Annotated in this window: 30 protein-coding genes; 17 read left to right on the forward strand and 13 right to left on the reverse strand. The window is 65.6% G+C overall.

From position 1 onward, the window contains the following. Nucleotides 1-97: 97 nt before the first annotated feature. Complete coding sequence (gene phaC, locus GGQ93_RS12080) at nucleotides 98-2,119, forward strand: class I poly(R)-hydroxyalkanoic acid synthase (protein WP_183217293.1); 2,022 nt, start codon at nucleotides 98-100, stop codon at nucleotides 2,117-2,119. Beyond that, nucleotides 2,116-2,493 carry a hypothetical protein gene (locus tag GGQ93_RS12085; RefSeq protein WP_183217295.1) on the forward strand — a complete coding sequence of 126 codons (378 nt, stop codon included), beginning with the start codon at nucleotides 2,116-2,118 and terminating at the stop codon, nucleotides 2,491-2,493. The genes phaC and GGQ93_RS12085 overlap by 4 nt, the downstream gene beginning before the upstream one ends. Here the strand turns inward: GGQ93_RS12085 and msrB are convergent. From msrB to rplM, 4 genes are all read right to left on the reverse strand, one after another. Beyond that, nucleotides 2,490-2,987, reverse strand: a complete 498-nt coding sequence (gene msrB, locus GGQ93_RS12090; protein WP_183217297.1) for a peptide-methionine (R)-S-oxide reductase MsrB — start codon at nucleotides 2,985-2,987, stop codon at nucleotides 2,490-2,492. The two genes, GGQ93_RS12085 and msrB, sit on opposite strands and share 4 nt — an antisense overlap. Before the next feature lie 51 nt (nucleotides 2,988-3,038). Continuing rightward, nucleotides 3,039-3,977, reverse strand: a complete 939-nt coding sequence (argC, locus tag GGQ93_RS12095; RefSeq protein WP_152950367.1) for an N-acetyl-gamma-glutamyl-phosphate reductase — start codon at nucleotides 3,975-3,977, stop codon at nucleotides 3,039-3,041. A 103-nt stretch (nucleotides 3,978-4,080) separates the two neighbouring features. Continuing rightward, a complete protein-coding gene (rpsI, locus tag GGQ93_RS12100) occupies nucleotides 4,081-4,572 on the reverse strand; it encodes a 30S ribosomal protein S9 (protein ID WP_054765954.1) in 492 nt (163 codons plus the stop codon). A gap of 2 nt (nucleotides 4,573-4,574) precedes the next feature. Beyond that, on the reverse strand, nucleotides 4,575-5,051 hold the full coding sequence (rplM, locus tag GGQ93_RS12105; protein WP_054765955.1) for a 50S ribosomal protein L13: 477 nt from the start codon (nucleotides 5,049-5,051) through the stop codon (nucleotides 4,575-4,577). 256 nt (nucleotides 5,052-5,307) lie between these two features. Between rplM and GGQ93_RS12110 the strand changes: the two genes are divergently transcribed. Next, the gene (locus GGQ93_RS12110; RefSeq protein WP_183217299.1) at nucleotides 5,308-6,708 is read left to right on the forward strand and encodes an alkaline phosphatase PhoX; all 1,401 of its coding nucleotides are present in this window, start codon (nucleotides 5,308-5,310) and stop codon (nucleotides 6,706-6,708) included. Here the strand turns inward: GGQ93_RS12110 and GGQ93_RS12115 are convergent. Then, complete coding sequence (locus tag GGQ93_RS12115) at nucleotides 6,677-7,777, reverse strand: COX15/CtaA family protein (protein ID WP_183217301.1); 1,101 nt, start codon at nucleotides 7,775-7,777, stop codon at nucleotides 6,677-6,679. The genes GGQ93_RS12110 and GGQ93_RS12115 overlap by 32 nt on opposite strands. A gap of 146 nt (nucleotides 7,778-7,923) precedes the next feature. Here GGQ93_RS12115 and GGQ93_RS12120 point away from each other — a divergent pair, with 146 nt between their 5' ends. Both GGQ93_RS12120 and GGQ93_RS12125 read left to right on the forward strand, forming a co-directional pair. Continuing rightward, on the forward strand, nucleotides 7,924-8,178 hold the full coding sequence (locus tag GGQ93_RS12120) for a transglycosylase (RefSeq protein ID WP_224764328.1): 255 nt from the start codon (nucleotides 7,924-7,926) through the stop codon (nucleotides 8,176-8,178). Then, on the forward strand, nucleotides 8,178-8,372 hold the full coding sequence (locus GGQ93_RS12125) for a DUF2842 domain-containing protein (protein ID WP_183217303.1): 195 nt from the start codon (nucleotides 8,178-8,180) through the stop codon (nucleotides 8,370-8,372). The genes GGQ93_RS12120 and GGQ93_RS12125 overlap by 1 nt, the downstream gene beginning before the upstream one ends. A 35-nt stretch (nucleotides 8,373-8,407) precedes the next feature. Here GGQ93_RS12125 and nhaA read toward each other — a convergent pair whose 3' ends face one another. After that, entirely contained in the window at nucleotides 8,408-9,640 is a 1,233-nt protein-coding gene (gene nhaA / locus GGQ93_RS12130; RefSeq protein ID WP_183217305.1) for a Na+/H+ antiporter NhaA, read from the reverse strand. A 455-nt stretch (nucleotides 9,641-10,095) separates the two neighbouring features. On the opposite strand from nhaA, the gene GGQ93_RS12135 reads away from it, so the two are divergent. The 6 genes from GGQ93_RS12135 (at nucleotide 10,096) to GGQ93_RS12160 (ending at nucleotide 16,257) form a co-directional block, all read left to right on the forward strand. Beyond that, nucleotides 10,096-11,538 carry a tyrosine-type recombinase/integrase gene (locus GGQ93_RS12135; protein WP_183217307.1) on the forward strand — a complete coding sequence of 481 codons (1,443 nt, stop codon included), beginning with the start codon at nucleotides 10,096-10,098 and terminating at the stop codon, nucleotides 11,536-11,538. A gap of 57 nt (nucleotides 11,539-11,595) precedes the next feature. Then, nucleotides 11,596-13,017: a GrpB family protein gene (locus tag GGQ93_RS12140; protein WP_153921674.1), complete on the forward strand. Its 1,422-nt coding sequence runs from the start codon at nucleotides 11,596-11,598 to the stop codon at nucleotides 13,015-13,017. Nucleotides 13,018-13,606: 589 nt separating this feature from the next. Next, complete coding sequence (locus tag GGQ93_RS12145; RefSeq protein ID WP_221233698.1) at nucleotides 13,607-14,416, forward strand: AAA family ATPase; 810 nt, start codon at nucleotides 13,607-13,609, stop codon at nucleotides 14,414-14,416. After that, the gene (locus GGQ93_RS12150; protein WP_153921668.1) at nucleotides 14,403-14,873 is read left to right on the forward strand and encodes a CBASS system Cap8 protein; all 471 of its coding nucleotides are present in this window, start codon (nucleotides 14,403-14,405) and stop codon (nucleotides 14,871-14,873) included. The genes GGQ93_RS12145 and GGQ93_RS12150 overlap by 14 nt, the downstream gene beginning before the upstream one ends. Next, a complete protein-coding gene (locus GGQ93_RS12155; RefSeq protein WP_152950375.1) occupies nucleotides 14,873-15,376 on the forward strand; it encodes an HORMA domain containing protein in 504 nt (167 codons plus the stop codon). The genes GGQ93_RS12150 and GGQ93_RS12155 overlap by 1 nt, the downstream gene beginning before the upstream one ends. After that, nucleotides 15,373-16,257, forward strand: coding sequence for a CBASS oligonucleotide cyclase (locus tag GGQ93_RS12160; RefSeq protein WP_153921665.1), 885 nt, complete (start codon nucleotides 15,373-15,375; stop codon nucleotides 16,255-16,257). The genes GGQ93_RS12155 and GGQ93_RS12160 overlap by 4 nt, the downstream gene beginning before the upstream one ends. Here the strand turns inward: GGQ93_RS12160 and GGQ93_RS12165 are convergent, their stop codons facing one another. After that, nucleotides 16,258-17,208 carry an S-4TM family putative pore-forming effector gene (locus GGQ93_RS12165; protein ID WP_153921663.1) on the reverse strand — a complete coding sequence of 317 codons (951 nt, stop codon included), beginning with the start codon at nucleotides 17,206-17,208 and terminating at the stop codon, nucleotides 16,258-16,260. It lies immediately after the preceding gene. A gap of 186 nt (nucleotides 17,209-17,394) precedes the next feature. Between GGQ93_RS12165 and GGQ93_RS12170 the strand changes: the two genes are divergently transcribed. From GGQ93_RS12170 to GGQ93_RS12180, 3 genes are all read left to right on the forward strand, one after another. Next, a complete protein-coding gene (locus tag GGQ93_RS12170; RefSeq protein WP_153922254.1) occupies nucleotides 17,395-18,006 on the forward strand; it encodes a GcrA family cell cycle regulator in 612 nt (203 codons plus the stop codon). Continuing rightward, nucleotides 17,996-18,592 carry an ATPase gene (locus GGQ93_RS12175; protein ID WP_153921660.1) on the forward strand — a complete coding sequence of 199 codons (597 nt, stop codon included), beginning with the start codon at nucleotides 17,996-17,998 and terminating at the stop codon, nucleotides 18,590-18,592. The genes GGQ93_RS12170 and GGQ93_RS12175 overlap by 11 nt, the downstream gene beginning before the upstream one ends. A 121-nt stretch (nucleotides 18,593-18,713) precedes the next feature. After that, complete coding sequence (locus tag GGQ93_RS12180; protein WP_224764327.1) at nucleotides 18,714-19,184, forward strand: hypothetical protein; 471 nt, start codon at nucleotides 18,714-18,716, stop codon at nucleotides 19,182-19,184. A gap of 566 nt (nucleotides 19,185-19,750) precedes the next feature. On the opposite strand, the gene GGQ93_RS12185 is transcribed toward GGQ93_RS12180, so the two are convergent. Continuing rightward, on the reverse strand, nucleotides 19,751-19,969 hold the full coding sequence (locus GGQ93_RS12185) for a GDCCVxC domain-containing (seleno)protein (protein WP_152950381.1): 219 nt from the start codon (nucleotides 19,967-19,969) through the stop codon (nucleotides 19,751-19,753). A 460-nt stretch (nucleotides 19,970-20,429) separates the two neighbouring features. Between GGQ93_RS12185 and GGQ93_RS12190 the strand changes: the two genes are divergently transcribed. Next, nucleotides 20,430-20,816, forward strand: a complete 387-nt coding sequence (locus GGQ93_RS12190) for a MerR family transcriptional regulator (protein ID WP_224764325.1) — start codon at nucleotides 20,430-20,432, stop codon at nucleotides 20,814-20,816. A gap of 56 nt (nucleotides 20,817-20,872) precedes the next feature. Here GGQ93_RS12190 and arsH read toward each other — a convergent pair whose 3' ends face one another. Genes arsH through GGQ93_RS12215 form a run of 5 tightly spaced genes read right to left on the reverse strand, consistent with a single transcriptional unit; the run spans nucleotide 20,873 to nucleotide 23,899 of the window. Next, entirely contained in the window at nucleotides 20,873-21,625 is a 753-nt protein-coding gene (gene arsH, locus GGQ93_RS12195; RefSeq protein ID WP_152950384.1) for an arsenical resistance protein ArsH, read from the reverse strand. Next, nucleotides 21,625-22,041, reverse strand: a complete 417-nt coding sequence (locus GGQ93_RS12200; RefSeq protein ID WP_183217313.1) for a GNAT family N-acetyltransferase — start codon at nucleotides 22,039-22,041, stop codon at nucleotides 21,625-21,627. Before GGQ93_RS12200 ends, arsH begins: the two co-directional genes overlap by 1 nt. Next, on the reverse strand, nucleotides 22,041-23,135 hold the full coding sequence (arsB, locus tag GGQ93_RS12205; RefSeq protein WP_183217314.1) for an ACR3 family arsenite efflux transporter: 1,095 nt from the start codon (nucleotides 23,133-23,135) through the stop codon (nucleotides 22,041-22,043). Before arsB ends, GGQ93_RS12200 begins: the two co-directional genes overlap by 1 nt. After that, nucleotides 23,135-23,554 carry an arsenate reductase (glutaredoxin) gene (gene arsC / locus GGQ93_RS12210; RefSeq protein ID WP_152950386.1) on the reverse strand — a complete coding sequence of 140 codons (420 nt, stop codon included), beginning with the start codon at nucleotides 23,552-23,554 and terminating at the stop codon, nucleotides 23,135-23,137. The genes arsB and arsC overlap by 1 nt, the downstream gene beginning before the upstream one ends. A 9-nt stretch (nucleotides 23,555-23,563) precedes the next feature. Next, entirely contained in the window at nucleotides 23,564-23,899 is a 336-nt protein-coding gene (locus GGQ93_RS12215) for an ArsR/SmtB family transcription factor (protein WP_152950387.1), read from the reverse strand. A 499-nt stretch (nucleotides 23,900-24,398) separates the two neighbouring features. On the opposite strand from GGQ93_RS12215, the gene GGQ93_RS12220 reads away from it, so the two are divergent. Both GGQ93_RS12220 and GGQ93_RS12225 read left to right on the forward strand, forming a co-directional pair. Beyond that, nucleotides 24,399-25,355 (forward strand): type III polyketide synthase, encoded by a 957-nt coding sequence (locus GGQ93_RS12220; protein WP_221233699.1) that lies wholly within the window; start codon nucleotides 24,399-24,401, stop codon nucleotides 25,353-25,355. Beyond that, on the forward strand, nucleotides 25,355-25,846 hold the full coding sequence (locus GGQ93_RS12225) for an isoprenylcysteine carboxyl methyltransferase family protein (protein WP_183217318.1): 492 nt from the start codon (nucleotides 25,355-25,357) through the stop codon (nucleotides 25,844-25,846). The genes GGQ93_RS12220 and GGQ93_RS12225 overlap by 1 nt, the downstream gene beginning before the upstream one ends. The last annotated feature ends 66 nt before the right edge of the window (nucleotides 25,847-25,912 follow it).

A 25,912-nucleotide genomic window follows, 5' to 3' on the forward strand; every position in this document is an offset into this window, starting at 1 on the left:
GCGTTCATTTCGAGGTTCGTCTTATGCCATCATCGTCCTCTGCGGAAGGGCGCGGGTTCGAACCGGCGTGACGCGAACAAGAAGGTGGAGGAAACCAATGGCCCGCGCTCCCGAAGACAGCCCGCCCAAGCCGGGCGCGCCCCGCGCCGAGCCGACCGCCAAGAGCCCGCGAAAGGCGGGACGCCCGACCTCGGCCAAGCCCCGCCCTTCAAAAGCCAAGACGGCCCCCAAGGCCGCGAAGGCCGCGAAGGCCGACGCATCGGAGGCTGCGGCCTCCGCCGCTAAGCGCGGTCCCAAGCCCGCTCCGGCGGATACGAGGCCGCCCGAAACCGAGGACGTCGCCCCGCCCTTCGGCGCCGACCAGGCCCAGTTGATCGAGACTCTGTCGATGAACCTGGCCAAGGCGGCGATGATGGCGCAGGGCGCCTTGGCCGAAGCCGCCCTGTCGCAGGCCGACCGTCCGGCGGCCTTGTCGCCCGACCCCTTCAACATCGCGCCCGCCCTGACGTCGATCATGGGCGGTCTGGCGGCGCGCCCCGAAAAGCTGTTTCAGGCCCAGGCCGATCTGTTCGGCCGCTACATGGACCTGTGGGCCGATACGGCGCGTCAGGCGGCCGGCGAACCGGCGAAGCCCGCCCCCGCCGACAAGCGGTTCAAGGATCCGGAATGGTCCGAGAACCCGATGTTCGACCTGATGCGCCGCTCCTATCTGCTGACGTCCGACTGGATGAACGGCCTGATCGCGGGGGTCGAGGACGTCGATCCGGCGGTGAAGCGGCGCGCCCAGTTCTTCACCCGTCTGCTGACGGACGCCTTTTCGCCGTCGAACTTCCTGGCGTCCAATCCCGTCGCCCTGAAGGCCCTGGCGGAGACGAGCGGCGAATCGCTGGTCAAGGGCATGCAGAACTTCGCCGCCGATCTGGAACGGGGCGCCGGATCGCTGCGGATCAGCCAGGCGGACTACGGCAAGTTCGTCGTCGGTCAGAACGTCGCCACCGCGCCGGGGCAGGTGGTCTGGCGCGACGATCTGTTCGAACTGATCCAGTACGCCCCAGCGACCGAGACCCAGCACCGGATTCCGCTGCTGATCTTCCCGCCCTGGATCAACAAATTCTACATCCTCGACCTTCAGCCAGGCAATTCCCTGATCCGTTGGCTGTCCAGCCAGGGTTTCACCGTCTTCGTCTGCTCCTGGGTCAATCCCGATCGCGACAAGGCGGGCTACGGGTTTGACGACTATCTGGAGAAGGGGGTCTACCGCGCCGTCGAAAAGACGCTGGAGCAGGCCGGGACCGATCGGCTCAACGCCGTCGGCTATTGCATCGGCGGCACATTGTTGGGCGCAGCCCTGGCCCATATGGCCGCCAGGGACGATAAGCGGATCGCTGCGGCCACCTTCTTCGCCGCCCAGCACGATTTCGCCGAGGCGGGCGACCTCCTGCTGTTCACAGACGACCACTGGATCGCCGAGATCGAGCGCCAGATGGACGCCGCCGGCGGCGTCCTGCCCGGCGCGGCCATGGCCGACACCTTCAACGCCCTACGGTCCAATGACCTGATCTGGTCCTTCTTCGTCAGCAACTATCTGTTGGGCAAGGATCCGCCCGCCTTCGACCTGCTGTTCTGGAACGCCGACCAGACCCGGATGCCCAAGGCCCTTCACCTGGCCTATCTGCGCCAGATGTACGGGGCCAACGCCCTGGCCCAGGGGGCGTTCAAGATCGGCGGGCTGACAGCGGATCTCTCCAAGGTGACAATCCCCCTCTATTTCCAGGCCAGCCGAGAGGACCACATCGCCCCGATGAACTCGGTCTATCGGTCCGCCAAACTGTTCGGCGGCAAGGACGTCACCTTCACCCTGGCGGGCTCGGGCCGTATCGCCGGGGTCATCAATCCGCCGACGGCGAAGAAGTATCAGCACTGGACCAACGCCGAACTGCCCGACACCCTGGCCGAATGGCAGGCGGGCGCGGTGGAGGCGCCCGGCAGCTGGTGGGAGCACTGGGCGGCCTGGCTGCGGGCGCGATCGGGCGAGCCCGTCGCGGCGCGCGATCCGTCGGCCGGCCCCCTGCCCCCGCTTGAACCCGCCCCCGGCGCCTATGTGAAGGTGAAGTCTTGAACCGTCTGGAACCCAACCTCATGCTGGCCTTCAGCACGGGCGTCGCCCTGGCGCTCTTGATCATGACGGCGACGGCGTTCGGAGCGCCGGGCCAGGCGGCGAAATATCTGATCACCGCCGTCGTCTGTTCGGCCCTGTTCGTCGCCTTCAACGGCGGGATGAACCGGCTTCTGAAACGCCCCACGCCCCAGCCGATGATCCATCCGGCCTCCGCAGCCTCCGCCGTCTGGGCAGGGCTTTTCCCCTTGGTGCTGATCATCGCGGCCGCCGCGCCGGTCTTTTCGCCGGGTCATGACTATGGCCTCCTGATCCTGATCGCCTCGGTCTGGTTCGGCGTGACGGTCGATTCCGCCATCCGGGCCAATCGCATCTAGGCGGGCATGAACTTCAGGGCCGCGCCGTTGTTGCAATAACGCAGTCCGGTTGGGCGGGGACCATCGTTGAAGACGTGGCCTTGGTGTCCCAGACAGCGGGCGCAATGATATTCCGTGCGAGGAATGGCGATCGCAAAATCGCGCTTGCGGCCGATGTTGGCGCCCATGACCTCATAGAAGCTGGGCCAGCCGGTGCCGGACTCGAACTTCCAGCTCGAGCGGAACAGGGTCAGGTCGCACCCCTTGCAGACGAAGGTCCCCCGTCGATGCTCATCGTTCAAGGGACTGGTGAAAGGACGTTCGGTCGCCTCATGCCGCAGAACCCGCCAGGCGGCGTGGCCTAGCCGCCGCCGCCATTCTGCGTCCGAAATCCGGCGATAGGGCGAGGCGGCGTATTGGGCCTCGCCCGCCGCCGTAGGCTCGGGCGAGCAGGCGGCCAGGGCGACGACGCCGGTCAAGAGGCCGCGGCGATGGAGGAGCAAGGACAGGGTCATGCCCTCAGTACGAAGGCGAGTCGGAAAAGGTTTCTCTCCCGTCCTCGAGACTCAGTTCAGCCCGGTGGCCTCATCCAGCCCCAGCATGATGTTCAGATTCTGCACCGCCGCGCCTGACGCCCCCTTGCCCAGATTGTCCAGCAGGGCGACCAGGCGCGCCTGCTCTCCGCCCCGGTCGCCGAAGACGTGAAGACGCAGACGATTGGTGCCGTTCAGGGCCTCGGGTTCGATCCCCGTCAGGGCCTCGGTCTCTTCCAGGTCGGCGACCTCGACGAACCGCTGGCCCTCATAGGCTTCGACCAGGGCGCCGTGCAGCCGCTCGACCGACGGCGTCTCCGGCAGGGCGGACAGATGCAGCGGAACCTCGACCAGCATCCCCTGGCGATAGTTTCCGACGGCGGGAGCGAACAGGACGGGGCGCGACAAGCCCGAATGTTTGGTCATCTCGGGCACATGTTTGTGCTTCAGCGTCAGGCCGTAGGCGCGATAGGCGGTCGAGGCGTCGTCGGCCTCGAACTCTGCGATCATGGCCTTGCCGCCCCCGGAATAGCCGGACACCGCGTTGACCGTAACCGGCCATTCGGCCGGGACCAGCCCGGCCTTCACCAAGGGCCGCATCAGGGCGATGAAGCCGGTGGGATAGCAGCCGGGATTGGACACCCGTGTCGAGGCGGCGATCGCCGCGCGCTGGTCCGCATCCATCTCGGCGAAGCCATAGGTCCAGTCCGGATCGACCCGATAGGCGGTCGAGGCGTCGATCACCTTGACTGACGGATTTTCGATCATGGCCACCGCTTCGCGCGAGGCGTCGTCAGGCAGACACAGGATCACCGCATCGGCCGCATTCAGCGCTTGGCGCCGTGCGTCCACATCGCGCCGCCGGTCGCCCAGCAGCATCAAGTCCAGATCGCCGCGCGCCTCCAGTCGCTCGCGGATCTCCAGTCCGGTGGTGCCGGCTTCGCCGTCGATGAAAATGGTGTGGGTCGTCATAGGCTGCTCCCTGGCCGTCCCGCTCCTGCCGGAGGAGATGGGCAAGAAAAAGGGCGCTCCGGGTTTCCCCGAAGCGCCCCAAATCCAAACCGCGTGAATGCGATCAGCGCTTCGAGAACTGGAAGCTGCGGCGAGCCTTGGCGCGGCCGTACTTCTTGCGTTCGACGACGCGGCTGTCGCGGGTCAGGAAGCCGTGCGGCTTCAGAACCTTGCGCAGTTCCGGTTCGAAATGGGTCAGGGCGTGCGACAGGCCGTGGCGGATGGCGCCGGCCTGGCCCGACAGGCCCGAACCTTCGACGGTGCAGATCACGTCATACTGGGTGGCGCGGTCCGACACGGTCAGCGGCTGGGCGATCATCATGCGCAGCACGGGACGGGCGAAATACTGCTCCTGGTCCTTGCCGTTGATGGTGATCTTGCCGGTGCCGGGCTTCACCCAGACGCGGGCGATGGCGTTCTTGCGCTTGCCGGTCGAATAGGCGCGGCCCTGGGCGTCCAGCTTCTGGACATAGACGGGGGCGTCGTTCTCGGCCGAGGCGGTCAGGCCCTTCAGGGCGTCGAAGCCGGTCGCGGTTTCATTGGTCACGTCGGTCATGCTCAGACGCTCCGGGTGTTCTTGGGCGACGCCGACTTGAAGTCGATCGTTTCCGGTTGCTGGGCTTCGTGGTCGTGCTGGCTGCCGGCGAACAGGCGCAGGTGCGTCATCTGCTTGCGGGCCAGGGGGCTTTCCTTGGGCAGCATCCGCTCGACGGCCTTCTCCAGGACGCGCTCGGGGAAGCGGCCGCCCAGCACCTTCTCAGGCGTGGTCGATTTGACGCCGCCGGGGTGGCCGGTGTGGCGGTAGTAGATCTTGTCAGTGTTCTTCTTGCCCGTGAACACCACCTTATCGACGTTGGTGACGACGACATAGTCGCCGCAATCGACGTGGGGGGTGTAGTCGCCGCGGTGCTTGCCGCGCAGACGGTTGGCGATGAAGGTCGCGAGGCGGCCCACAACGACGCCTTCGGCGTCGATATGGATCCACTTCTTCTCGACCTCGGCCGGCTTCAACGAAGCCGTGGTGCTCTTCAGCATTGAGAGGATTCCTGGAGACGAAAATCGGGTTCGGCCCCGAGGGAACCGAATGAAGGCGCGCTGATACAGGAGGGCGACGACGGCGTCAATCCAATCCAGGACATCCAGATTGCGCCATCCATATGTAATCAAACGTCTTTTTTGATACGGTATTAAAATACCAGCACCGACGACCTTTTTTTGTTATGAAATAACAGCCGCCGTCATCAAACCATGATCATTCGGAGTCATCGGAGGCCGTCCCTTGGAGCCCCCCATGATCCTTCATCGCCGCAGCCTCATCGCGTCCAGCGCCGCTCTCGCCTTTTCCGGCCTGGCCCGCAACGTCCACGCCGCCGAAGAGGAAACCTATCTCAATGAGGTCGTCGGCTATGGTCCGCTCAAGCGCGACCCCAACGGGGTGCTGGACCTGCCCGAAGGCTTTTCCTACCGCATCGTCTCCCAGGGCGGAGAGACGATGGCCGACGGCCTGCTGGTTCCGGGACAATTCGACGGCATGGGGTGTTTCGCCCTGGACGACACCCGCGTCGCCCTGGTCCGCAATCACGAACTGAAGGGCTCTTCGGCCAGCCACCGCAACTGGGGCCCAGGCGGCTATAATCAGGAACGGATCGGTCGGCTGGACGCGAACCGCGCCTATGACACCTATAAGGACGGCCGTCCCCTGCCCGGCGGCACGACCACCGTCATTTACGACCTGGCGACCGGCCGCACCGAGCGCCAGCACCTCAGCCTGGCCGGCACCAGCACCAACTGCTGCGGCGGCCAGACGCCCTGGGGCTCTTGGCTCAGCTGCGAGGAGACCAGCGAACTGCCGGCCGACTCGGACGTGACCAAGGACCACGGCTACGTCTTTGAAGTTCCCGCGCGCGCCGAAGGCCTGGTCGATCCGATTCCGTTGAAGGCCATGGGGCGCTTCGAACATGAAGCCGTCTGCGTGGATCCCCGCACCGGCATCCTCTATCTCACCGAGGATCAGGGAGACGGCCTCTTCTATCGCTTCCTCCCCGATGCCCCGGGCGAACTGGCCAAGGGCGGTCGGCTGCAGGCCATGGTCCTGCGCGGGCACAACGGGGCCGACACCTCGAACCACAAGGACCGGATCTGGTCCGTCGGCGACTGGCGCGAGGTGGAGTGGATCGACATGCACGAGGTCGAGAGCCCCAAGGGCGATCTGCGGCTGCGCGGCCATGCCGAAGGCGCCGCCCTGGTGGCCCGCGCCGAAGGCATCTGGTGGGGCGACAATGAACTGTATCTGACCGCCACCTCGGGCGGGCCGATCCAACGGGGCCAGATTCTGCGCTATGTCCCCTCGCCGGAGGAAGGGCGGCCCGGCGAAAGCCGGCGGCCCGGGCGCGTGCAGTTGTTCGTCGAGAGCACGGACCTGAAAACGCTGAACATGGGCGACAACATCACCATCGCGCCCTGGGGCCATCTGATCGTCTGCGAAGACAACTATTCGACAGAGGTCAAAAACCACCTGAAGGGGGTCACGCCCGAAGGCAAGCTCTACACCCTGGGGCGCAACGTGTTTCAGGGGAACTCTGAATTCGCCGGCGCGGTCTTCGCCCCCGACGGCCGAACCCTGTTCGTCAATATTCAGTATCCGGGCCTGACGGTGGCGATCACCGGACCATGGTCCTCGGTCCGGACATGAAGATCCGGGGCTGAGCCCGCAGCACCAGCCAGAGGTTCGCCGTCGCCGCCGCCAAGACGACGGCGGCCCCGGCCTGGTGCAGAACGCCCAGCCACAGAGGAACCGCATGGATCAGGGTGGCGATCCCCAGGACCGCCTGGCCCCAGACCACCCCGGCCAAAACGAAGGCCGCCAGCCCCATGCCCTCGGCCACGCGCCAGCGCCAGGCCTGAAAGGCGTAGATGCTGACGGCGATCAGCAGACCATAGGCGACCAGACGGTGGTTGAACTGTGTCAGGGCCTGATCGTGCAGGAAGGCGACGGCGCCCAGGCTCCAGTCCGCAGGCGGCAGGACGGAACCGTTCATCAGGGGCCAGTCGGTATAGACGAGCCCGGCGTGCCCGCCCGCCACCAGGGCGCCCAGCAGGCATTGCAGGAAAACCAGACCCAGCAGGAAACCCGCGCCGCGCGCCCAGCCGGCCGGAGGGCGTCCGTGGTCCTGACCGTTCCAGGCCTCCAATCCGGTCCAGATCAGGGCGGCGAACAGGATCAAGGCCAGACCCAGGTGGGTCGCCAGACGTTCGGGCGCGACACTGACCCGCTCGGACAGACCGCTTGCGACCATCCACCAGCCGATCAGCCCTTGCAGACCGCCAAGACCCAGCAGCAGGACGCAGCGCCAGATCAGCCGATCCGGCACGGCCCACTGACGAAAAATCGAGCGGGCGGGCGCGATGCGGCACAGCAGAAACACCACAAGCGGCAGGGCGAACACCAGGCCGATCACTCGCCCCAGCAGCCGATGCACCCATTCCCACCAGAAGATGCCCTGAAACTCGGCCAAGCTCATGCCGGCGTTGACCTGGGCGTACTGGGGAATCTGCTTGTACTTCTCGAACGCCTCGGCCCACTGGGCGTCGTTCAACGGGGGGATGGCCCCCATGATCGGCTTCCATTCGGTGATCGACAGACCCGACCCGGTCAGGCGCGTGACCCCGCCCACGACCACCATCAGAAAGACCAGGGCCGCCGTGGCGAACAGCCACACGGCCACGGCGCGGTTACGATCTGGATTTCCGAAACGGTTCATTCGACGCCCGACACTGACCCGGATATGGTGTCGCCTTCGACCGTGACCAAATCGCGACCGAGGCGGTATGCCCCGCCCAGGCCGCAAGATCGAGTCGGATTGAGATCATGACGTCCTCCCCGATGGGGCTGACAGGGAGAAGATGCGTGTTGCAATACGCGGACATCGGCGCCGCCCTTCTGGGCGGCCTGCTTCTGGCCTGGGTCGCCGACCTGCTGACCGGACGGCGGGGCTTCGGCGGCGCCAGCCTGGTGTCGGGCGTCGGCCTGGCCTGCGGCTGGTTCCTCGCCGTGCGGGTGTTTGCGGTCAGCACCCTGGACAGCTGGGTCTGGGTCCCTTGGGCCCTGACAGGGTCGGTCGTCTGTCTGGCGACCTTCTTCCTGTTCAGGAACAAGCGCTGATGCCGCCGCGGGCGCGTCGGTTCATCGCCGCCGTCGGCGTCCTGGCCTTTCTGGTCCTTTGGGTGTGGGGCCTCATCGCCCTGCGCGCCCTTTTGCCGCCCTCGCCTTGGATCGACTTCCTGTTTTTCGGGATCGGAGGCACGGCTTGGGGACTGCCGATCATCCCCCTGCTCAGATGGGCGGAGCGCGGCTGAGCCTGCTCAGCCGCGCCCTGCTGTTCGCCTTCTCCTCAGGACGAGGAACCTGCGAGCGGCTCGATTTGCGGATCTGCCGCCGCCGGATCGCGCCGGGGACGGCGGCCGGCCAGACCCAGGACGACGGCCGCGCCGACCGCCGACAGAATGGACCCGCCGATCACACCCAGCTTGACCTCGACCTGTTCGGGGGAATCCACCGCCCCCGGAAAGGCCAGGACGCCGATGAACAGGCTCATGGTGAAGCCGACCCCGCACAGCAGCGAGATCCCATAGACCTGGAGCCAGCTGGCGTCGGTCGGACGCGCGCCGATCCGCAGGGCCGAGGCCAGCCAGGCGGCGCCGAAAACGCCGATCTGCTTGCCGAAAAACAGACCCAGGGCGATCGCCACGACCAAGGGGGCGAAGGCCTGTTCCAGCGACAGGCCGGCGAAGGAGACGCCGGCCTTGGCGAAGGCGAACAGCGGCAGGACCAGGAAAGCGTTCCAGGGATGGAGGTCGTGCATCGCCTCCTTCAGCGGGCTCTGGCGGTCTTCCTTACGCGCCTGGATCGGAACGATCATCGCAAAAGCCACAGCCGTCAGCGAGGTCGAAAGACCGGACAGAATCGTCAGATACCAGACCGCCGAAAATCCCAGCACCCAGAAGGGGGTCGGCACGCGAATCCTGTGCGCGATCAGGCCAAAGGCCGCCAGCAGACCCAAGGCCCAGAACAGCGGCGTCCAATTCGCCCCTTCGCTGAACAGCAGGGCGATCAGGGCGATCGCGCCGAGGTCGTCGACGATCGCAAGGGTCAAGAGGAACACGCGGAGCGACGAGGGCAGCCCCTTGCCGACGAAGCCGAAGATCGCCAGGGCGAAGGCGATGTCTGTCGCCAGCGGGATCGGCCAGCCGGCGTGCGGCGCCCCCATCGTCATGGACAGGAACAGATAGACCGCCGCAGGCCCGGCCATCCCGCCCAAGGCCGCCAGGACCGGCGTCGCCAGCTTCCTGGGGTCGCTCAATTCGCCGCGAACGATCTCATATTTTATCTCCAACCCCACGACGAGGAAGAAGATCGCCATCAGGCCTTCCTTGATCCAGTCGGAGATCGTCTCCTCCAGACGGATCGGCCCGAGCTGGAGCACATGATAACTCTTCAGCCAGGCGAAATAGTCGGCGCTCCAGGGCGAATTCGCCACCAGAAGCGCGGCGATCGCCGCAAGGGCCAGGGCTGAACCCGAGGCGGCCTCGGTCTTGAGAAAGTCCAGTGTAGGTTTACGCGCCACGGCGGCCTCCGATCATCGAATGAAGCTGTCGTGACGCCAGGTTATCGACGGGCGTCGGACCGGATTCACCCGAACATCACAGGCGCCGGCCTGGTCGCGGGGAGGCGACCTGATCTCTGCCGTTCATCATAATGAGCCGAGAACCGGGTTCAAGCCGAAGGCGGCCGAAAAAGACCCGCGTGGGCGCAAAAGGAAAAGGGGCCGCCCGAAGGCGGCCCCTAAACCCGTCATCGACCTGTGTCGATGGTCGGAGCGACAGGATTCGAACCTGCGACCCCTTGACCCCCAGCCTACCCTGAGGTTGTTTTCAGGACATTTCACTACTGGTCAGGACTGTTCTAACCGCTTGTTTCTGATAATGTTTTTGACGTCACCGCTTTTCACCCGTATTCTTCGAGTTGCTGCAATCTGTGCCCCATATGTGCCCCAGCAAAGGGCGCTCATCGGAGATCGGGATGCCGACTTTGAAGCTCACGGACCGGACGGTTGCGTCGGCCAAGGCCACCGAAGGCGGCCGTCTGGAGCTCTGGGATACCGCCGTGAAAGGCCTGTATCTGAGGGTGTCTTCGGACACCCGTATCTGGGGCTATAGGTATCGCCGACCGGACGGAAGTCAACCGCGCATCCGGCTCGGTCACTACGTACCGCCCGAGCAGGCGATCAGCGATACCTCGGCTTTGACGGTAGCCGGCGCGAGAGCACGGGCGAGGAAGATTCAAACGGAGGTCGATGACGGCGGCGATCCCGCGACCACGCGACAGGTCGCCAAGGCCGAGGCCAAAGCCCAGGCCATTCGTACGGTCGATGATCTGGCCGAGGCCTACTTCGCCGTCTGCGAGACGGGAGAGTACCGCCCCAGCCGCCGGCGCAAGCGCCCGCAGACGATCAAGGCCGAGCGCTATCTCTACAAGAAGTATCTCGCAGCGCTCGGCTCGATCAGGGTCGAGGCGCTCACCCGCGACGCGGTCCGTAAGCTGCTGCGCGATCTCCTGAACGCTGGTCGCGGCATCACCTCGAACCGAGTCCGGGGCCTCCTGCGGCAGATCTACGCCTGGGGCGTCCTCGAAGGCAGGATCGCCCGCAATCCAGCCGGCGAGCTCGTCGACCTGGCAGAGGAAATTCCCCGCACCCGCATCCTGACGGATGAGGAGACGCGGTCGCTGTGGAGGGCCCTGATCGATCCCACAGGCTTGCGGCGCCCCCTCCCCGGCGGCCGCGACGAACCCGTCATGGTCAGTCGGCCGGTCCGTATCGCCATTCAGCTCGCGATGCTGACGCTCCAGCGGCGGGGCGAGATCGCGGCGATGCGCATCCCTGAAATCGACTTCAATGCCGCGGTCTGGACGATCCCCGCGGAGAAGACCAAGGCCGGTCGGGTGACGGCCGTTCCGCTCTGCGCCACGGCGATCGGTCTGATCCGGGAAGCCATCGCGCTCCGATCCGAGCCCGCTCCCGGGGACGATCCATCGCCCTATGTCTTCGTGGGTCGCAGCAAGACAGTCCCCTATCTGTCGCCGGCCGCGATCAGCCATGCGATGCGAGATATCCGGGAGGGGATCGGGTCGCTCGACCTGACGACGCACGACCTGCGTCGCAGCGGCGCGACCCGGCTCGCGATCGCTGGCGTCAGTCCTTTCATCCTGTCGAAGCTTCTCAACCACGCCGGCGATCTCGGCGGCGGATCGCCGATCACCATGGCCGTCTATGTCCAGCACAACTACATGGCGGAGAAGCGCGCCGCGATCACCCAGCTGGAGACGCTCCTTCTCGCGGTCGTGGGCGCATCCGCCGACCGGGTATCAGATACCCCCGACTACGCCACGACGGCCCGCTCTGCGCTGCGTTTTTACAACCCATCCGCAGGCCCCATCGGTACAGAAATCGCGTCGGTGTTCTGAGGCCTTGGAGAAGGCGCGCGACTGGACGCCGTGTTTGGATCGCGGGACAAGAACGCGATGACGACAATTCACGGGTTGCCTAAAGTTCTCATCAATGCGGCCGGGGAGGCATGGCGCGCCATCAGCAGGCCTCGCGAGCTCCGTCAGACTCCCGTCGCACTCGTGAATCACGACACCGGATGGTCCGCCGCCTTCATGGCCGAAGCCGATCGGCTGAAGTCCGATAGCCAAGTCCAGTGCTTCTTTGATCACGTCGGAAGCACCGCAGTCGCAGATCTGCCGGCGAAGCCGATCATAGACATTCTCGTCACTCTAACGGACTGGCAAGCGGCGGACGCTGTCTCGCGATCCCTAAGGAACCAGGGCTACCGCGTTGAGGAGAAGATTGGAGGAGCTGACCCACGGCGGTTCCTTACCCGCACCGGCACGCCGGACAGCCCGGCTTTCAATCTTCATCTGGTGCCTACCGACTCCGAGTGGGGCGAGCGCATGGTGGCGTTTCGGGATGCGTTGGCGCACGACGAGGGCCTTGTTCAACAGTACGCGGCGCTGAAAACCGCTCTGGCCGAGAAACACGCGGAAGACCTGCCTGCTTACACGTCGGGCAAGGCGATGTTCGTCGAGGGCGTCCTGATCGAGATCGCCGACGCCTTCAGCAACTCCAGCCTCCTAACCCATCAGCGGGTCGAGCTGGATCGCGCCCAGCAGCTTCAGGTCGCTTCACTCTCTACTCAGTTCCTCGTCGCGGTCGTGGCCGCGGGCTCCGTATTCTTCAACGACGGACCCACCCTGCTGACCTTTGCCTTCGTCGGGTTCACTCTTGCGCTCGCCTGGTTCGAGATCGGTCGACGCGGTGGGCGGCACCGGACCGCGGGCAATCAGGCGCGCCGCGCAGTCCTGTTGGCCAGCGGGCTCGGCCAGTCCGTTTCGCCGGCCCAAAGGCTCCGCATATTCGACGGGTTCGCGCTTTCGATCCGCGGCCGCCGCCTCGTGCGGGAGGAAGACTATTTCGCGAGCCGATGCCGCCCGGGCTTTCAACGCGCGGCGGAGCTCGTCGAGGAGTCGGCCTACTGGACGGGCGATCTCCAGAAGACGAGCGCGGGCGTCGTGGCCGCCATTCTCGTTGTTATCGGCTTGGTGCTCTGCGCCGCCGCGTGGCGCGGCGTCGTCGACCTGACCTCTGACGCCCAGATCAACGCGGCTCGGGTCATGATCGCGGCGCTGGTGTTCGTTCTGTCATCCGACGTTCTCGGCGCCCTACTCGGTCATCATCAGGCCGCCCACGCCATCGCTGAAATCTTCCGGCGCATCGAGACGACTGCGGCCCGGGGCTATCCGGAGGCCGACGTTCTCCTCCTGATGTCGGACTACAACGCCGCCGTCGAGAGCGCGCCTGTCGTCCCGCCGCTCGTCTATCGGTGGCGACGTCGGGACCTGTCGCGTCGCTGGCGGGCCTACCTGGCGGCGAAGCGGTCCTGACTTCCCGCCGTCACCCTCGGCTTCAGGCAATCGAAAGCTGTGGAAGGTCGGTGGGCCAGAGGCGTGTTATTGGGGTCGCAAACGCTGTCTATTGCGGTTCAGACCCTGCGCGCCACTACATCTTGACGAAAGTTTCGACACGTGAGACGAATCGGCTCAGAGTGAAAACGGGTTAACGATCCCTTTCCCTGCGACCCGACTCAACATATCGAGTCTGTCCGGGTTGGGTTTCGGCTGTGCCAATTCCGTTGAATTCGATCGATCCGCCGACGCCGTGTTCGGGCGCGGCTCGCGTATCAGACGAAGGAGCGTGCCTGACGATGTCAGCATGAACATGGTGGGGAGAGGACGACCGTCCCGACTTGCAGGTCTTCAAAAGAAGGCCGCCCTCTCTCCGGTTACCGACTCATTCGGGTCGGCGGCGCGATCTTATGCATCGCGTTCGCGAGCACACAACCGTCGCCGCGACTGAGCGCCCTCTCGGATTCATCTCCCCTTGAATCGAAAGGACTCTCGTATGAGTTCCGGCATTGCCTATCGCTGCACCCTCCCCGATCCCGCCTTCGAGTCCGCCTGGGACTCGATCAAGATGGACAAGGCGGTCAAGGACCGGCTCGTCGCCCAGGCGACTCTGGCCCTGACCGTCCGACGCGCCGTCTCCTTCGACGTCGCTCCGCTGCACGGCCTGATCGTGCTCGCCGGCGTCCCCGGCACGGGGAAGACCACGCTCGCCCGCGGGCTGGCGACCAAGGTCGCCGCGATGCTGTCCCCTTCGAAGGTGAACTTCATCCAGGTCGATCCGCACGGGCTCGCCAGCGCGTCGCTCGGCAAGAGCCAGCAGCAGGTCACGACCCTGTTCAACCAGACCATCCCGGAGGCGGGAATGGGCGGCTTCGCCGTAGTCCTGCTGGACGAGGTCGAAACCCTCGCGGCCGACCGCAAGAAGATGAGCCTCGAAGCCAACCCCGTGGATGTTCATCGTGCGACCGACGCGGTCCTCGCCAGCCTCGATCTCCTCACGCGCCAGCACAAGAATATCCTGCTCATCGCCACGACCAACTATCCGCAGGCCGTCGACAGCGCCTTTCTCTCGCGGGCGGATCTGATCGAGTACATCCCGCCTCCGAATAACGAGGCCCGGGCGGAAATCATCCGCGACACCCTCGAAGGGCTGGGCCGCCAATGGCCGTCGATCCGCAACCTTGCGAACGACATGAGCCTTTTCGTCGCCGCATCGAGCGGGATGGACGGCCGCCGCCTGCGCAAGGCCGTGGTCAGCGCCCTGGCGGGCTCCATCGCCACCGCTCGCGACCCCAACCTCGTCACAAGCCAACAGGTGCTGGCGGCCCTCAAGGCCTCGACCCAGGCGAACAAGGAGGTCGGCCGTGAAGCTGCGTAGAGATATCGCGTCCGTGCCGGTCCGCACGGGAGCCGAAACCTGGTCCGAGATCATCGCTCTGATCACGCGGCCGGATTCGATCGACGCCGGCCAGCTCACGGCGGCGGCGAGCGTCATGGCCACTCTGCTTTCCGAGGACCACTACGCCAAACATCCGCTGACCCTGAAGGGGGACGGACATCGCCTGGTGATCTACGGCGCCTACGGCGCGGACGCGGTAGCCCGCGGCGCCGAGGTCGCGCCTCTCGATTGGAACCCCACCGGCAAGGCTTGGACCCTCCATGTGCCCTGTGACCCGGAGGATCTCGACTGGGTGACGCAGACGTTGAAAACACGGGCTCCTCGCCTCGCGGTCCACGTCCTCGGCTCCGGTCCCACGGACACCGAACAGGACGCCTCGACTGCCGCCAACGACACATCGGCGGCTCTCAGCATCAACTGGGGAGCTGCGAGCTGATGGCTGTCTCGACCTTCACCTATACCCGCACGCACACCGCCGCCTTCGTGGCGGATCACATGCGCAACCAGCTGAAACGCATCGTTCAGGCTGCCGGGCTATCGCCGGAACAGTTGGCGGACGATTGGACCATCGTCGGACCGGCCGCCCGGACCTGGCTCGAGAGCGGCCATCTCGAAGTCGTGACCATCGAGTTTTTCAAGCCGGGATCGAGCACGTTGCAGTTGCGTTGGGACTTCCCCGTCACCTACGACGGCAGCGGAGTCGACGATGACATGTGGGTCGACCGGGACCACGTTCAGCGCACGATCGACAAGGTCGGTCGCCCGCCGACCGGATGCACCTATCGGATCATCCTGAGCTGCAAGCGAGGCCGACCGGAAGTTCCGGGAATGTCCAGCACATCGCACCTCTCGACGGCCGGCCTCGTCAGCCGGTCCACCGGCACGGCGATCGCCACCCACGACATCACCGCCGGGCTCAACTACTGGAGGCCGGCATGACCAAGGTCAGCGACGCATTCGCCACATTCAAAAGCCGGCTGGAGCTGACGCAGACCGAGAAGGATGATGCAAGCCGTCGGCAGAAGGATGTCCGCGCCACCGTGCAGGAAGCCTTCCACGTCGACCACGACTTCCTGACCGGCTCCTACGGGCGACACACCAAGACAAAGCCGCTCAAGGACATCGATATCTTTGTCTGTCTGGGGTCAAAGGAGGACCACCGACGCAAGGCGCACCCGAAGGCCGTTCTGGACGACCTCGAGACGTGCCTCGTTGATGCGTACGGGCGAGGTCAGGTGGAGCGCGACCGTCGGTGCGTGACCGTCTGGTTCGAAAAACGCCACCAGACCCAGCATGAGGAAGGCAAGGTCGTCAGCCTGGACGTCGTCCCGGCGTTCCAGTCGGGATCGGATTACGAGATTCCCGACGAGGATCTCGGCAAGTGGATCAAGACGAACCCCGCGACCCACAACGACCTGACGACGGCGAAGAACAAGACGCTGAGCGGAAATTGGGTGCCGCTCGTAAAGATGCTGAAAAGCTGGAACCGGGCCAACGGCAAGCCGATCCAACCGTCCTTCCTTGTCGAAGTCATGGCCCTCGATCTGGTTGACGGTCCGTTCAACAGCTTCCCCGACGAAGCCCGGCGATTCTTCGCCGCCGCTGCGGCCAGCATCGACGACACCTGGAGCGATCCGGCGAGACTGGGGCCGCCGGTATCCGACGAGATGACGGCCGCCAAATGCGCCGTGGCTCGCCAGACGTTGAGAGACGCCGAGATGGCCGCAACGCGCGCCTATCGTGCCGAGGCGCAGGGCAGCGAGACAGAGGCCGTGCGGATTTGGAAAGGCGTCTTCGGCGACTTCTTCCCGGCGGCCTAATCAGTCGGGTGTAGAGCCGGCGGCGCGCAGCCTCGCAGCGACGCCGGCTTTCATATGTCTTTCCAGGTAGGCGCGCCGGGCCTCATAGAGGCCCGGCATGACCAGAGGACTGGACACCCGACGCGCATATAGGGCGTTCTGAATATTGCGGCTGGCGTCGCGGGCGTCGTCTGCTGAAATCGCCTCCGCCTCCACCCTCGCCAGAACAGACTCCAGTTCGCTCTTCGTCTGGTCCTGGCTTTCGGCCGTGTCTTTCTGTCTGAAGTGCTCCCGAACGGACCAGACCAGCACCGGGGCCACTGGCATCCAGGTCACGGCGACGTCGCTCAGCGGCAGCCGGACGACCCAGCAGGCAATGAGAAAGGCGGTTGGGATGCCGATCGCCAGCACCAGGGCAATCGAGCCGTTGAAGCGCCGAAGGGTGACATCGTACCAGAGACTGCTGCGCTGACAGAGCAACCGCCCGGCTTCCAGACTCGTGCTGCCGACTTCGGCCGGGTACCAGTCAAGGATGCCTTTGTCGCTGTGGCGTTTCGACCAGGCTTCTGCTGCAGCCTCTATGATCTCAGGATCGATACGTCTTCCTGCGCTCAAGCCGTTCCAAGGCAATTGCAGCACGGAGCAGTCGAAGCATTCGGCGATTTTTGCGCCGCTCCGCACGAAACGGCGCTGGGCGCGATCCAGAATAGTGATGTCCAGCAAGGTGACTACGAGGCTGAATGCCGCCACGCCCGAACGCGCTTCCTCGACGAACAGACCTGTGGCCGCTCCGACCACCGGCAGAAAGACGGTCAGGATCAGCTGGAGGATAAAGATGAGCTTAGCGCGGTGGAACATCTCCTGGCGCGCCCGCATCAGCTGGAGATTCTCGGGTCTGTTCTGGCGTGCCGGGATATCGTTCATACGGGCTTGTCGCCTGACCATCGGCGCGATGGAAGCGGCGATCCGCATCCGACCGGTCGCCGGGCGTGTCTATCCCGCTGCCGTCTTCAAGTGATGACGCGGTGATGGTCGCCCTGGACTGGTGCTCGATCAGACGTGATCACGGCGCGACCTTGAAATCGACGGCACATTCTGTTTCCGCGACGCGGCAGTGACGCCCTATCGATCGGCCCCTATATTCGCTATATGAATCGCATGGCACCAACGCCTTTCGATCTGAGTTTCGAAGACCTCGTCGAAGCCGGGGCCCGAGCGTCCCGCGCCGCCGCCGATGAGGCGAAGCGCGCCGACGTTCCTCTTGCTGCGTTTGAAGCCGAACCTGCGACCCCGCCGCCGTGGGACGACGCACGGCTCGATCTGCTGAAGACGCTCTGGCTCGACGGATTGAGCGCCACCCAGATCGCGATGCGGCTCGGTGGGATCACCCGAAATGACGTCATCGGCAAGGTGCATCAGCTGGGCCTGTCCGGCGGACGGCCATCAACCCGCCCGGCCTCGGCCCGCGTCCGACTAATGGAAGTGGCGGACGGCACCGCTACGGTGCTCACCCTCGGCGCCCACATGTGCAAGTGGCCGATCGGTGATCCGTCTTCACGCGAGTTCACCTTCTGCGGTCGTCGGGCATCCGAAGGCGTCTACTGCTCCGAGCACGCGCGCGTCGCCTACTCTCCCACTGCAAGGCGAGGCTCACCTCTACCCACCGCAAACCGTGCGAAGGCCGGAGCAGCCGTGAAAGGCGCAGCCGTCACGCCGCTTTTCGGAGCCGCCGACCTCCAGATTGAAGTGCGACGCCGGCTTGGCCTCTGAGCCGCCGTTCGTCCTGATGATCGCGGGGCCAAACGGGTCCGGCAAGACGACCCTGACGAACCAGTTGAGGGCGGACGGGGTCGATCTCGGCCACTATGTGAATCCCGACGAGATCGCCAAGACGCTGGAAGGCGCCTATGGCGCGCGCGTCCGTGAAGCGCAGCAGATCGCCGCCGATGAGCGGCAGGCTTGCCTTGAGGCCGGACGAAGCTTCTCGTTCGAGACCGTGATGTCTCATCCGTCCAAGATCGAGGTTCTGCGGGAGGCCAAGACGCGTGGGTTTCGAACCGCTCTCTATTTCGTTGCGACGGAATCCCCCTCTCTGAACGTGGCGCGCGTCGCCCAGAGAGTCCTGCTGGGTGGTCACGACGTGCCTGAAGATCGCATACGTCAGCGCTATGTCCGGACGCTGGACCTGCTGCCCCAAGCGCTTGAACAGGCCGATCTGGCGGTCCTGTTCGACAACACTCACGGCGCCCCTGCCCTTCTCCGCCCATTCTGTGAAAAGGCGGGGGCCAGGATCACCCTTTCGCCCCCGCTTCCGGACTGGGCGCGCCCGGTGCTCCGGGGCCTGGTGCCCTTCTAGGGTCGGCGGCGGCATGTCGGCTCTCGATGACCTCAGGAGGCAGCTGCGACCCGGCGAGGTCTATCGTCGTCGGGACCTCGCGAAGGGGTCCAGCGCCCTTGATCGCCATGTGCGTCGGCTCGTGGTCGAGGGCCATCTGGAAAAGGTTTCCCACGGCCTCTACATGGCGCCGCGCCAGAGCCGGTTCGGCAGGGCGCCCGCAAGGCCGGAGAAGCTGATCAAGGCCTTCCTCAAGGACGACCGCTTTCTGATGATGTCCCCGAGCGCGTTCAACGGCCTCGGGGTCGGGACGACACAGCTCTACAATGAATCGATCGTCTACAATCTCCGGCGCCAGGGCCGGTTCGAGCTCGGCGGCCTAACCTATGACTTCCGCAGGACGCCATCCGTCCCCAGTCGTCTGAACGCGGAGGTTTTGCTTGTCGCTCTTCTTCTGAGCACGCATCGGCTCGCCGAGGACCGGACCGACCTTGTGCCCCGGGTGCTCGAGCGGGCCCGTGCGTTGAATCCCGATCGATTGGCCCAAGCGGCCAGGGACTTCGGCTCGGCGAGGGCCTCCCGATTCCTGCGCCGGGTGCTCCATACGCGCTGATCGCAGTTGAACTTCGACAGAGGTGAGCCCGGCGGGGCGCAGACGTCGCTCCGGTCTCGGCTACACCCGCACGTTCAGTCTGACCGGCTCTGGGCCTAGACCAGAATAGACGACGCTGAATCACTTCGAGTAGTTCGCCTGCCCAGGCCAGGCACATTGCTATGCCTGAACTTAGTTGATTAAGGCGTCCGTGATGCCCGAGACGGTCACCGGCTTCTCGCAGAGAGGAACGGCTCGATAGCGCGCGGCATCGCACGATCTGACGACAGCGAAGACCCAAGACGCCGATCAGAAATTGGGTGCCGCTCGTCCGGGCTGGAGGCGAGGCACAGCACCTCGGGCAGGCTCACTGCGCCCAAGCGGCGGATGTCCTCCGCCGAAATCACGTAGACCGCAGCTGCCGAGACACCGAGGTCACCTCGACGGCTGTCAGCTCTTCGAGACTGAGGCCCCGAGAGTCCTGTCGCCAGCGACCGGGGGCAACACGGCGCCTCTGTACCGTCAACCCCAATCCGATCACCAGGGTCGTCGACAATCCTCCTCTGAGGCCTCAGGCCCTACGAAGCCTAGTCGCAGCAGCCCTTGCCGTCGATCTGGATCGGCGGACACGGCACATCGGCGTAAGAGCAGAAGACGCAGCAGTCGCCCGGTTTGGGCTTCAACTGCGCGCCGCAGCCGAGGCAGTCGTAGAACCAGATGCAAGCGTCGGTGGGCATGGTCTCGACTGCGACATGACCGCAATGCGGACAAGTCAACGTCGAGCAAAGTTTTACGGCGAAGTTCATCGCTGAGCCGCCAGCAGGGGCATGGCCCAAGGTTCGATAAGGGGCTCCCAAACCAGAGACAGGCCAACCAGAACCGTTGCGGCCATCAACAACACGACGGACAATCGTGACGGCCGCCGACACGCCCCGTCCCTGCGGCAGGCGCGGAGGCGGCGCCAGTGTGCCAGCCAGCCGCCAACAAGGACCGCAACGGCCACGACCGTTATCCAGTGTCGCGCGCCGGCGATGACAGCCACGCCAGCAAAAGACAGGCCGGCCACCGACAAAGCGAGCGGCAGCACGCAACAGGCAGCCCAAGCGAAAACCGAAGCCAGGCCGCCGACAGCGGCTGCCGCGCTGGCAGCCACGGGCGGAATGCGGGGTGATTTGGAGTCGGTCGCCATGGAGTCTCCTGTCAGGGTACTGCTAATGGCTACAACCCGTAGCCGCTACAGGATCAAGGGATATGTCGACTCGGAGGATGACCATTGGCCGACTGGCGAAGAGTGCTGGCGCCAATCTCGAGACGGTCCGCTATTATGAGCGCATCGGCCTGATGCCGGCGCCGCCGAGAACCGATGGCGGTCACCGCAGCTACCTCTTCGAACACTTGCAGCGTTTGCGGTTTATCCGACGGTCCCGGGAGCTTGGTTTCGGGCTCGACGCGATCCGCCGCCTCATCGCCTTGAGCGAGCCGGGGGTTCAGGCCTGTTGTGAGGTCCGCGACATGGCGCGGGAACATGTGGCGAGCATCGACGCTCGCATCGCGGATCTGCAGCGCCTGCGCGGCGTGCTCCAGAAGGCGGCGGCGGACTGCCGCAACCCAGAGACCAGCCGTTGTCCGGTCATTGAGGCGTTGGGAGGCTAGCGCCCTGGTCTTCGCGCGCCCGTCCCGCGCCAAAAATCTTCCATTAGATGGGTGTGCTACCGGGCGGCGATAGCGATGGAAGACAGGTCGGCTGCGGCGTCGATGGGAATTCCGGCCGCCTTGCGCTCGGAGTAGCGGTCCACCAGCTGCGTCGAGTGCGGGCGCACCAGGATGGTGAAGCGCACCAGTTCCTCCATCACATCGACGAGGCGCTCATAGTAGGCGGAGGGCTTCATCCGCCCGGCCTCGTCGAACTCCTGGAAAGCCTTGGCCACGCTCGACTGGTTCGGGATGGTGACCATCCGCATCCAGCGGCCCAGAAGGCGCAGCGTGTTGACGGCGTTGAAGCTCTGGGAGCCGCCGGAGACCTGCATGACGGCCAGGGTTCGGCCCTGGGTCGGGCGCACGCCGCCCATGCTCAGGGGCAGATGGTCGATCTGCAGCTTCAACAGGCCCGAGACCTGGCCGTGCCGTTCCGGGCTGCACCAGACCATGCCCTCGGACCACAGAGCGTGCTCGCGCAGTTCGCGCACCGCGGGGTGATCGTCATCGCCGGGCGACCCCGGAAGGGGCAGGTCGGACGGGTCGAAGATGCGGGTTTCGCATCCCATCCATTGCAGCAGGCGGGCCGCCTCCTCGACGCAGAAGCGCGAATAGGACCGTTCACGCAGCGATCCGTAGAGGAGCAGGATCCGGGGCGAATGGTCATGCGGCCCCAGATCGCGGGCGGGATCGGCCGAGAGATAGGCCTTGTCCAGGGCCGGCAGATGATCCGGATCGGGCAGCGGGCGCAGGCGGGCGAAGGTCATCAGAGGTCCTTGGTCAGATAGGCCGCCGACGCCGGGCAGAGCCCCGCGAACTCGCGGGTCCGCCGGATCGCCTCCGGCGCCGACTGGCGGCTCGCGGCCCGGTAGCCGTTCCGGGCGAAGAAGGGCTCGGCCGTCGTGGTGAGCAGATGCAGGCGTGCGGCGCCCAGGTCGCCGGCGACGACCTCGGTCGCGGCCAGCACCCGGGCTCCCAAGCCGCGCGCCTTCCGATCGGCGAGCACAACGAGCGAGCGGAGCAGCAGGTCGCGCCCCTCCCCTTCCAGCCCGACGTAGCCGACGACGGCGCTGTAGTGATCAGCGCTGAAGTAGCGGCCAACGTCGGGCGCGGGCAGGCCTTCGGCCCGCAGCGCGGCGATCAGGCCGGCGTCAGTCGGCTCGATCAGATTAAGGACCACCATCACCCGGCGTCCGCAGGCGGGACGGTGTCCGGGAACCAGCGCCGGCCCATCCACAGGGCGACCGACACCAGCAGGATCAGGACCGGCACCTCCACCCGCGGGCCGATCACGGCCGCGAAGGCGACCGGCGAGGCCAGGCCGAAGGCGGCGATCGCGACGGCGATGGCCAGTTCGAAATTGTTGGAGGCGGCGGTGAAGCCCAAGGCGGTGGTGCGCGGGTAGTCGGCTGCGATCAGCTTGCCCATCAGGAAGCTGATCACGAACATGACCAGGAAGTAGATGGTCAGCGGAATCGCGATGCGCAGGGCGTCGAGCGGCAGGGCGACCACCTCGCCGCCCTTGAGGCTGAACATGGCCACGATGGTGAACAGCAGCGCGATGAGGGTCAGCGGGCCGATGCGCGGCAGGAACCGGGTCTCGTACCAGTCCGCCCCCTTGCGCGCGATCAGCACGCGGCGGGTCAGGAAACCGCCGAGGAACGGCAGGCCCAGATAGACCAGCACCGCCGCCGCGATCGTCCAGACGCCGACGTCCACGACGCTGCTCTCCAGGCCGAACAGCGGCGGCAGGGCGGCGAGGAAAATCCACGCGTAGACGCTGAAGAAGGCGATCTGGAACAGGGAATTGAAGGCCACCAGGCCGGCGACATAATGGTTGTCGCCCCGCGCGAGCTGGTTCCACACCAGCACCATGGCGATGCAGCGCGCCAGCCCGATCAGGATGACCCCGGTCATGTACTCCGGCTGATCCCTGAGGCAGATCACGGCGAGGGCGAACATCAGGATGGGCCCGATCACCCAGTTCTGGACCAGGGACAGGACCAGCACCCGCTTGTCGGCGAACACCTGGGGCAGGGCCTCGTACCTGACCTTGGCCAGCGGCGGGTACATCATCAGGATCAGGCCGATGGCGATGGGGATGTTGGTCGTCCCCACCGAGAGGCTGTCGACCCAGCCGGGCAGACCCGGAACGAGGGTCCCCAGCGCCACGCCCGCCGCCATGGCGACGAAGATCCACAGCGTCAGCCAGCGGTCCAGGAAGGACAGACGACCGGGGGCCTCACGCGGCGTGTCGACGACGGGCGTGTCGACCATCAGCGGACCCTTTTCCCGTCGGCGTCGATGACGACCTCGCCGTCCTCCTTGGCGAATGGCTTCAGGTTTTCGGCCGGAAGCAGGTCCAGAACCGCCTCCGAGGGACGGCACAATTTCACGCCCAGAGGCGAGACGACGATCGGCCGGTTCAGCAGAATGGGATGGACCTCCACGGCGCCCAGCAGCTGGTCGTCAGACAGCGCTTCGGCCAGCCCCAGCTCCGCGAAGGGCGTGCCCTTCTCGCGCAGCAGGTCCCGCAGCGAGCCGCCGGTCCGCGCGGCCAAGTCGGCGATCCTCTCTCGCGACGGCGGGGTCTTCAGATACTCGATCACGTGCGGCTCGACCCCTGTATGCCGGATCAGTTCAAGGGCGTTGCGCGAGGTCCCGCACGCGGGGTTGTGGTAGATGATGACGTCCATGGATGATCCTCAGTCGCGGCAGGGCGCGAGTTCTCGCAGAAGCGGCTCGCACAGGTCCGCGCGCCCTCCGCAGCAGTCCTTCAACAGGAACAGGACCAGCTCGCGCAGCCTATCCAGATCGGCGCGATAGACGATGGACCGGCTTCGGCGCTCCGAGCTGACCAGACCGGCGCGGGACAGCACGCCCAGATGCGCCGACATGGTGTTGGCCGGGATCGCCAGCTGATCGGCGATCTCGCCCGCCGGCAGCCCCAAGGGCTCGTGTCGAACCAGCAGACGGAACGCCTCCATTCGAGTCGATTGAGCGAAGGCCGAAAGAGCGAGAACTGCTGCCGTTGATTCCATATTTCGATTATTCTGGAACTCTGGAGAAGATCAAGGCTTCAAGTTGCTCGTTGAAGGCCACCGACGACGCCGCCCGTCGATCACGAACGGTTGCGCGTGGCGCATCCCTCCCCGGGTTGTCCCTCGGACAGATAAGGATCGTCGTCGTTTAGGTCAGCATGCGAACGGGCCAGCGCGTCCGGATCCTGGGCGGGACAGACAAGGAATCCGGGCATCGCTCCAGCAGCGCACCCGCCGGCGAGGACCAGGAAGCCGGCGCCTGGTGCGCGACCTTAACTGATCCGGCGAAGTCGTGTTCAAGGCGTGTATATGGACTGCGGGTCACAGGAACCTCGTCTGTTCGCCGGCGCTTTGAAACTGACCGGCAGGCGTCGTGTTTGTGGGTTCCCGAACGCTGGAGCGTCGCTTGCCACACACTCGCCCTCGGCTGCAGGCCCTCGCCCTGGCCTGGCCGCCATTCACGTTGAAACAGGAGGATGTGGCAGCGAACGGCGCCGAGATGTTCGCCACCACTCATGGCGGCTTCGAACGTCTGGCTCCGATCTACAGGAACGCCCTGATCGAGACACGGCACTCCTGCGTCCCGATCGAGTGGTATCTGAAGCCCCACAGCTTCTCCGAACGAAATGATCTGTTCCTTGAGAACGCGGTCGCCGTGCTGGCCGAAGCCGCGGGCAAGGCGCTGGCCGAGGCGGAGTTGACGGCCAAGGATATCGACGCGGTTGTCGTCGTCTGCACGACCGGCATAGCCACGCCTGCGCTGGACGCCCGGCTGATGACGGTGATGCCTTTCCGGCCCGACGTAAGGCGTCTGCCTGTCTTCGGCCTCGGATGCGCCGGGGGCGTGGTCGGACTCGCGCACGCCGCCGACATCGCGATGGCCCATCCGGACGAGCGCGTGCTTCTGCTTGTGGTCGAACTTTGCGCCCTCACCTTCCGGGCCCAGGACCGATCCAAATCGAACCTCGTCGCGACGGCCTTGTTCGGCGATGGTGCGGCCGCCGCGGTGATCAGTTGTCGTGACGACGCCAAAGGGCCCGCTCTCGGCGCCAGTCGCGAACACACCTGGCCTGACAGCTTGGATGTCATGGGCTGGGGCGTGGCGGACGACGGGCTCAAGGTCGTCTTCAGTCGAGACATCCCGACCCTCGTTCAGGAGGACTTCCGGCCAGTGGCGACGCAGTTCCTCGCCGATAATGGAATGACGGCGAAGGATGTCGGCGGTTTCGTCTGCCATCCCGGCGGAGCCAAGGTGATCGACGCGCTGGAGACCTGCTTCGAATTGACCGAAGGGACGCTCGGCCACACGCGAGAGGTCCGCGCCCACGGCAACATGAGCGCCGCGACGGTGCTGTTCGTCCTGAAGGCCATGCTCGACGACGGAGTGGAAGGGCCTCTCCTGCTCACCGCCCTCGGCCCCGGCTTCACCGCCGGCCTGATGCTGGTGCACCCCTGATGTGGCTGTGGCTGGTGATCGGCCTGGTGGCGATCCAGCGCCTTTGGGAGCTTTGGCTGGCGAATCGCAACACCCGGCGGCTGATCGCACTGGGCGCGGTCGAAGTCGGCGCCCGCCATTATCCCCTGTTCATCGCACTGCACGCCAGCTGGCTGGCGGCCATCGCACTCGCCACGCCGCCGGCGACAGTTCCGCATCCCGCCTGGCTTGCGTTCTACGTGGTGCTGCAGTTCGGGCGACTCTGGGTCATCGCGACGCTCGGACGCTTCTGGACCACACGGATCATCACCCTGCTCGGCGCGCCGTTGAACAGACGGGGTCCCTACCGGTTCGTTCGTCACCCCAACTATGTGATCGCGTCCCTCGAAATCCTCGTCCTGCCGCTGGCGGTCGGCCAGGTCTGGATCGCCGTCGCGTGGAGCAGCGCGAACGCTATGCTTCTGGCGTGGCGTACTCGGGTGGAGGATGGGGCGCTTGCCGACCGCAGATAGTCCCTTAGGAACATGGCCGGACACCTTGATCCCGGCCCAGCTGCCCGCTCAGGGATGCACACCGTT

The sequence above is a fragment of the Brevundimonas aurantiaca genome (genome assembly GCF_014199955.1).
Classification (GTDB): Bacteria; Pseudomonadota; Alphaproteobacteria; order Caulobacterales; family Caulobacteraceae; genus Brevundimonas; species Brevundimonas aurantiaca.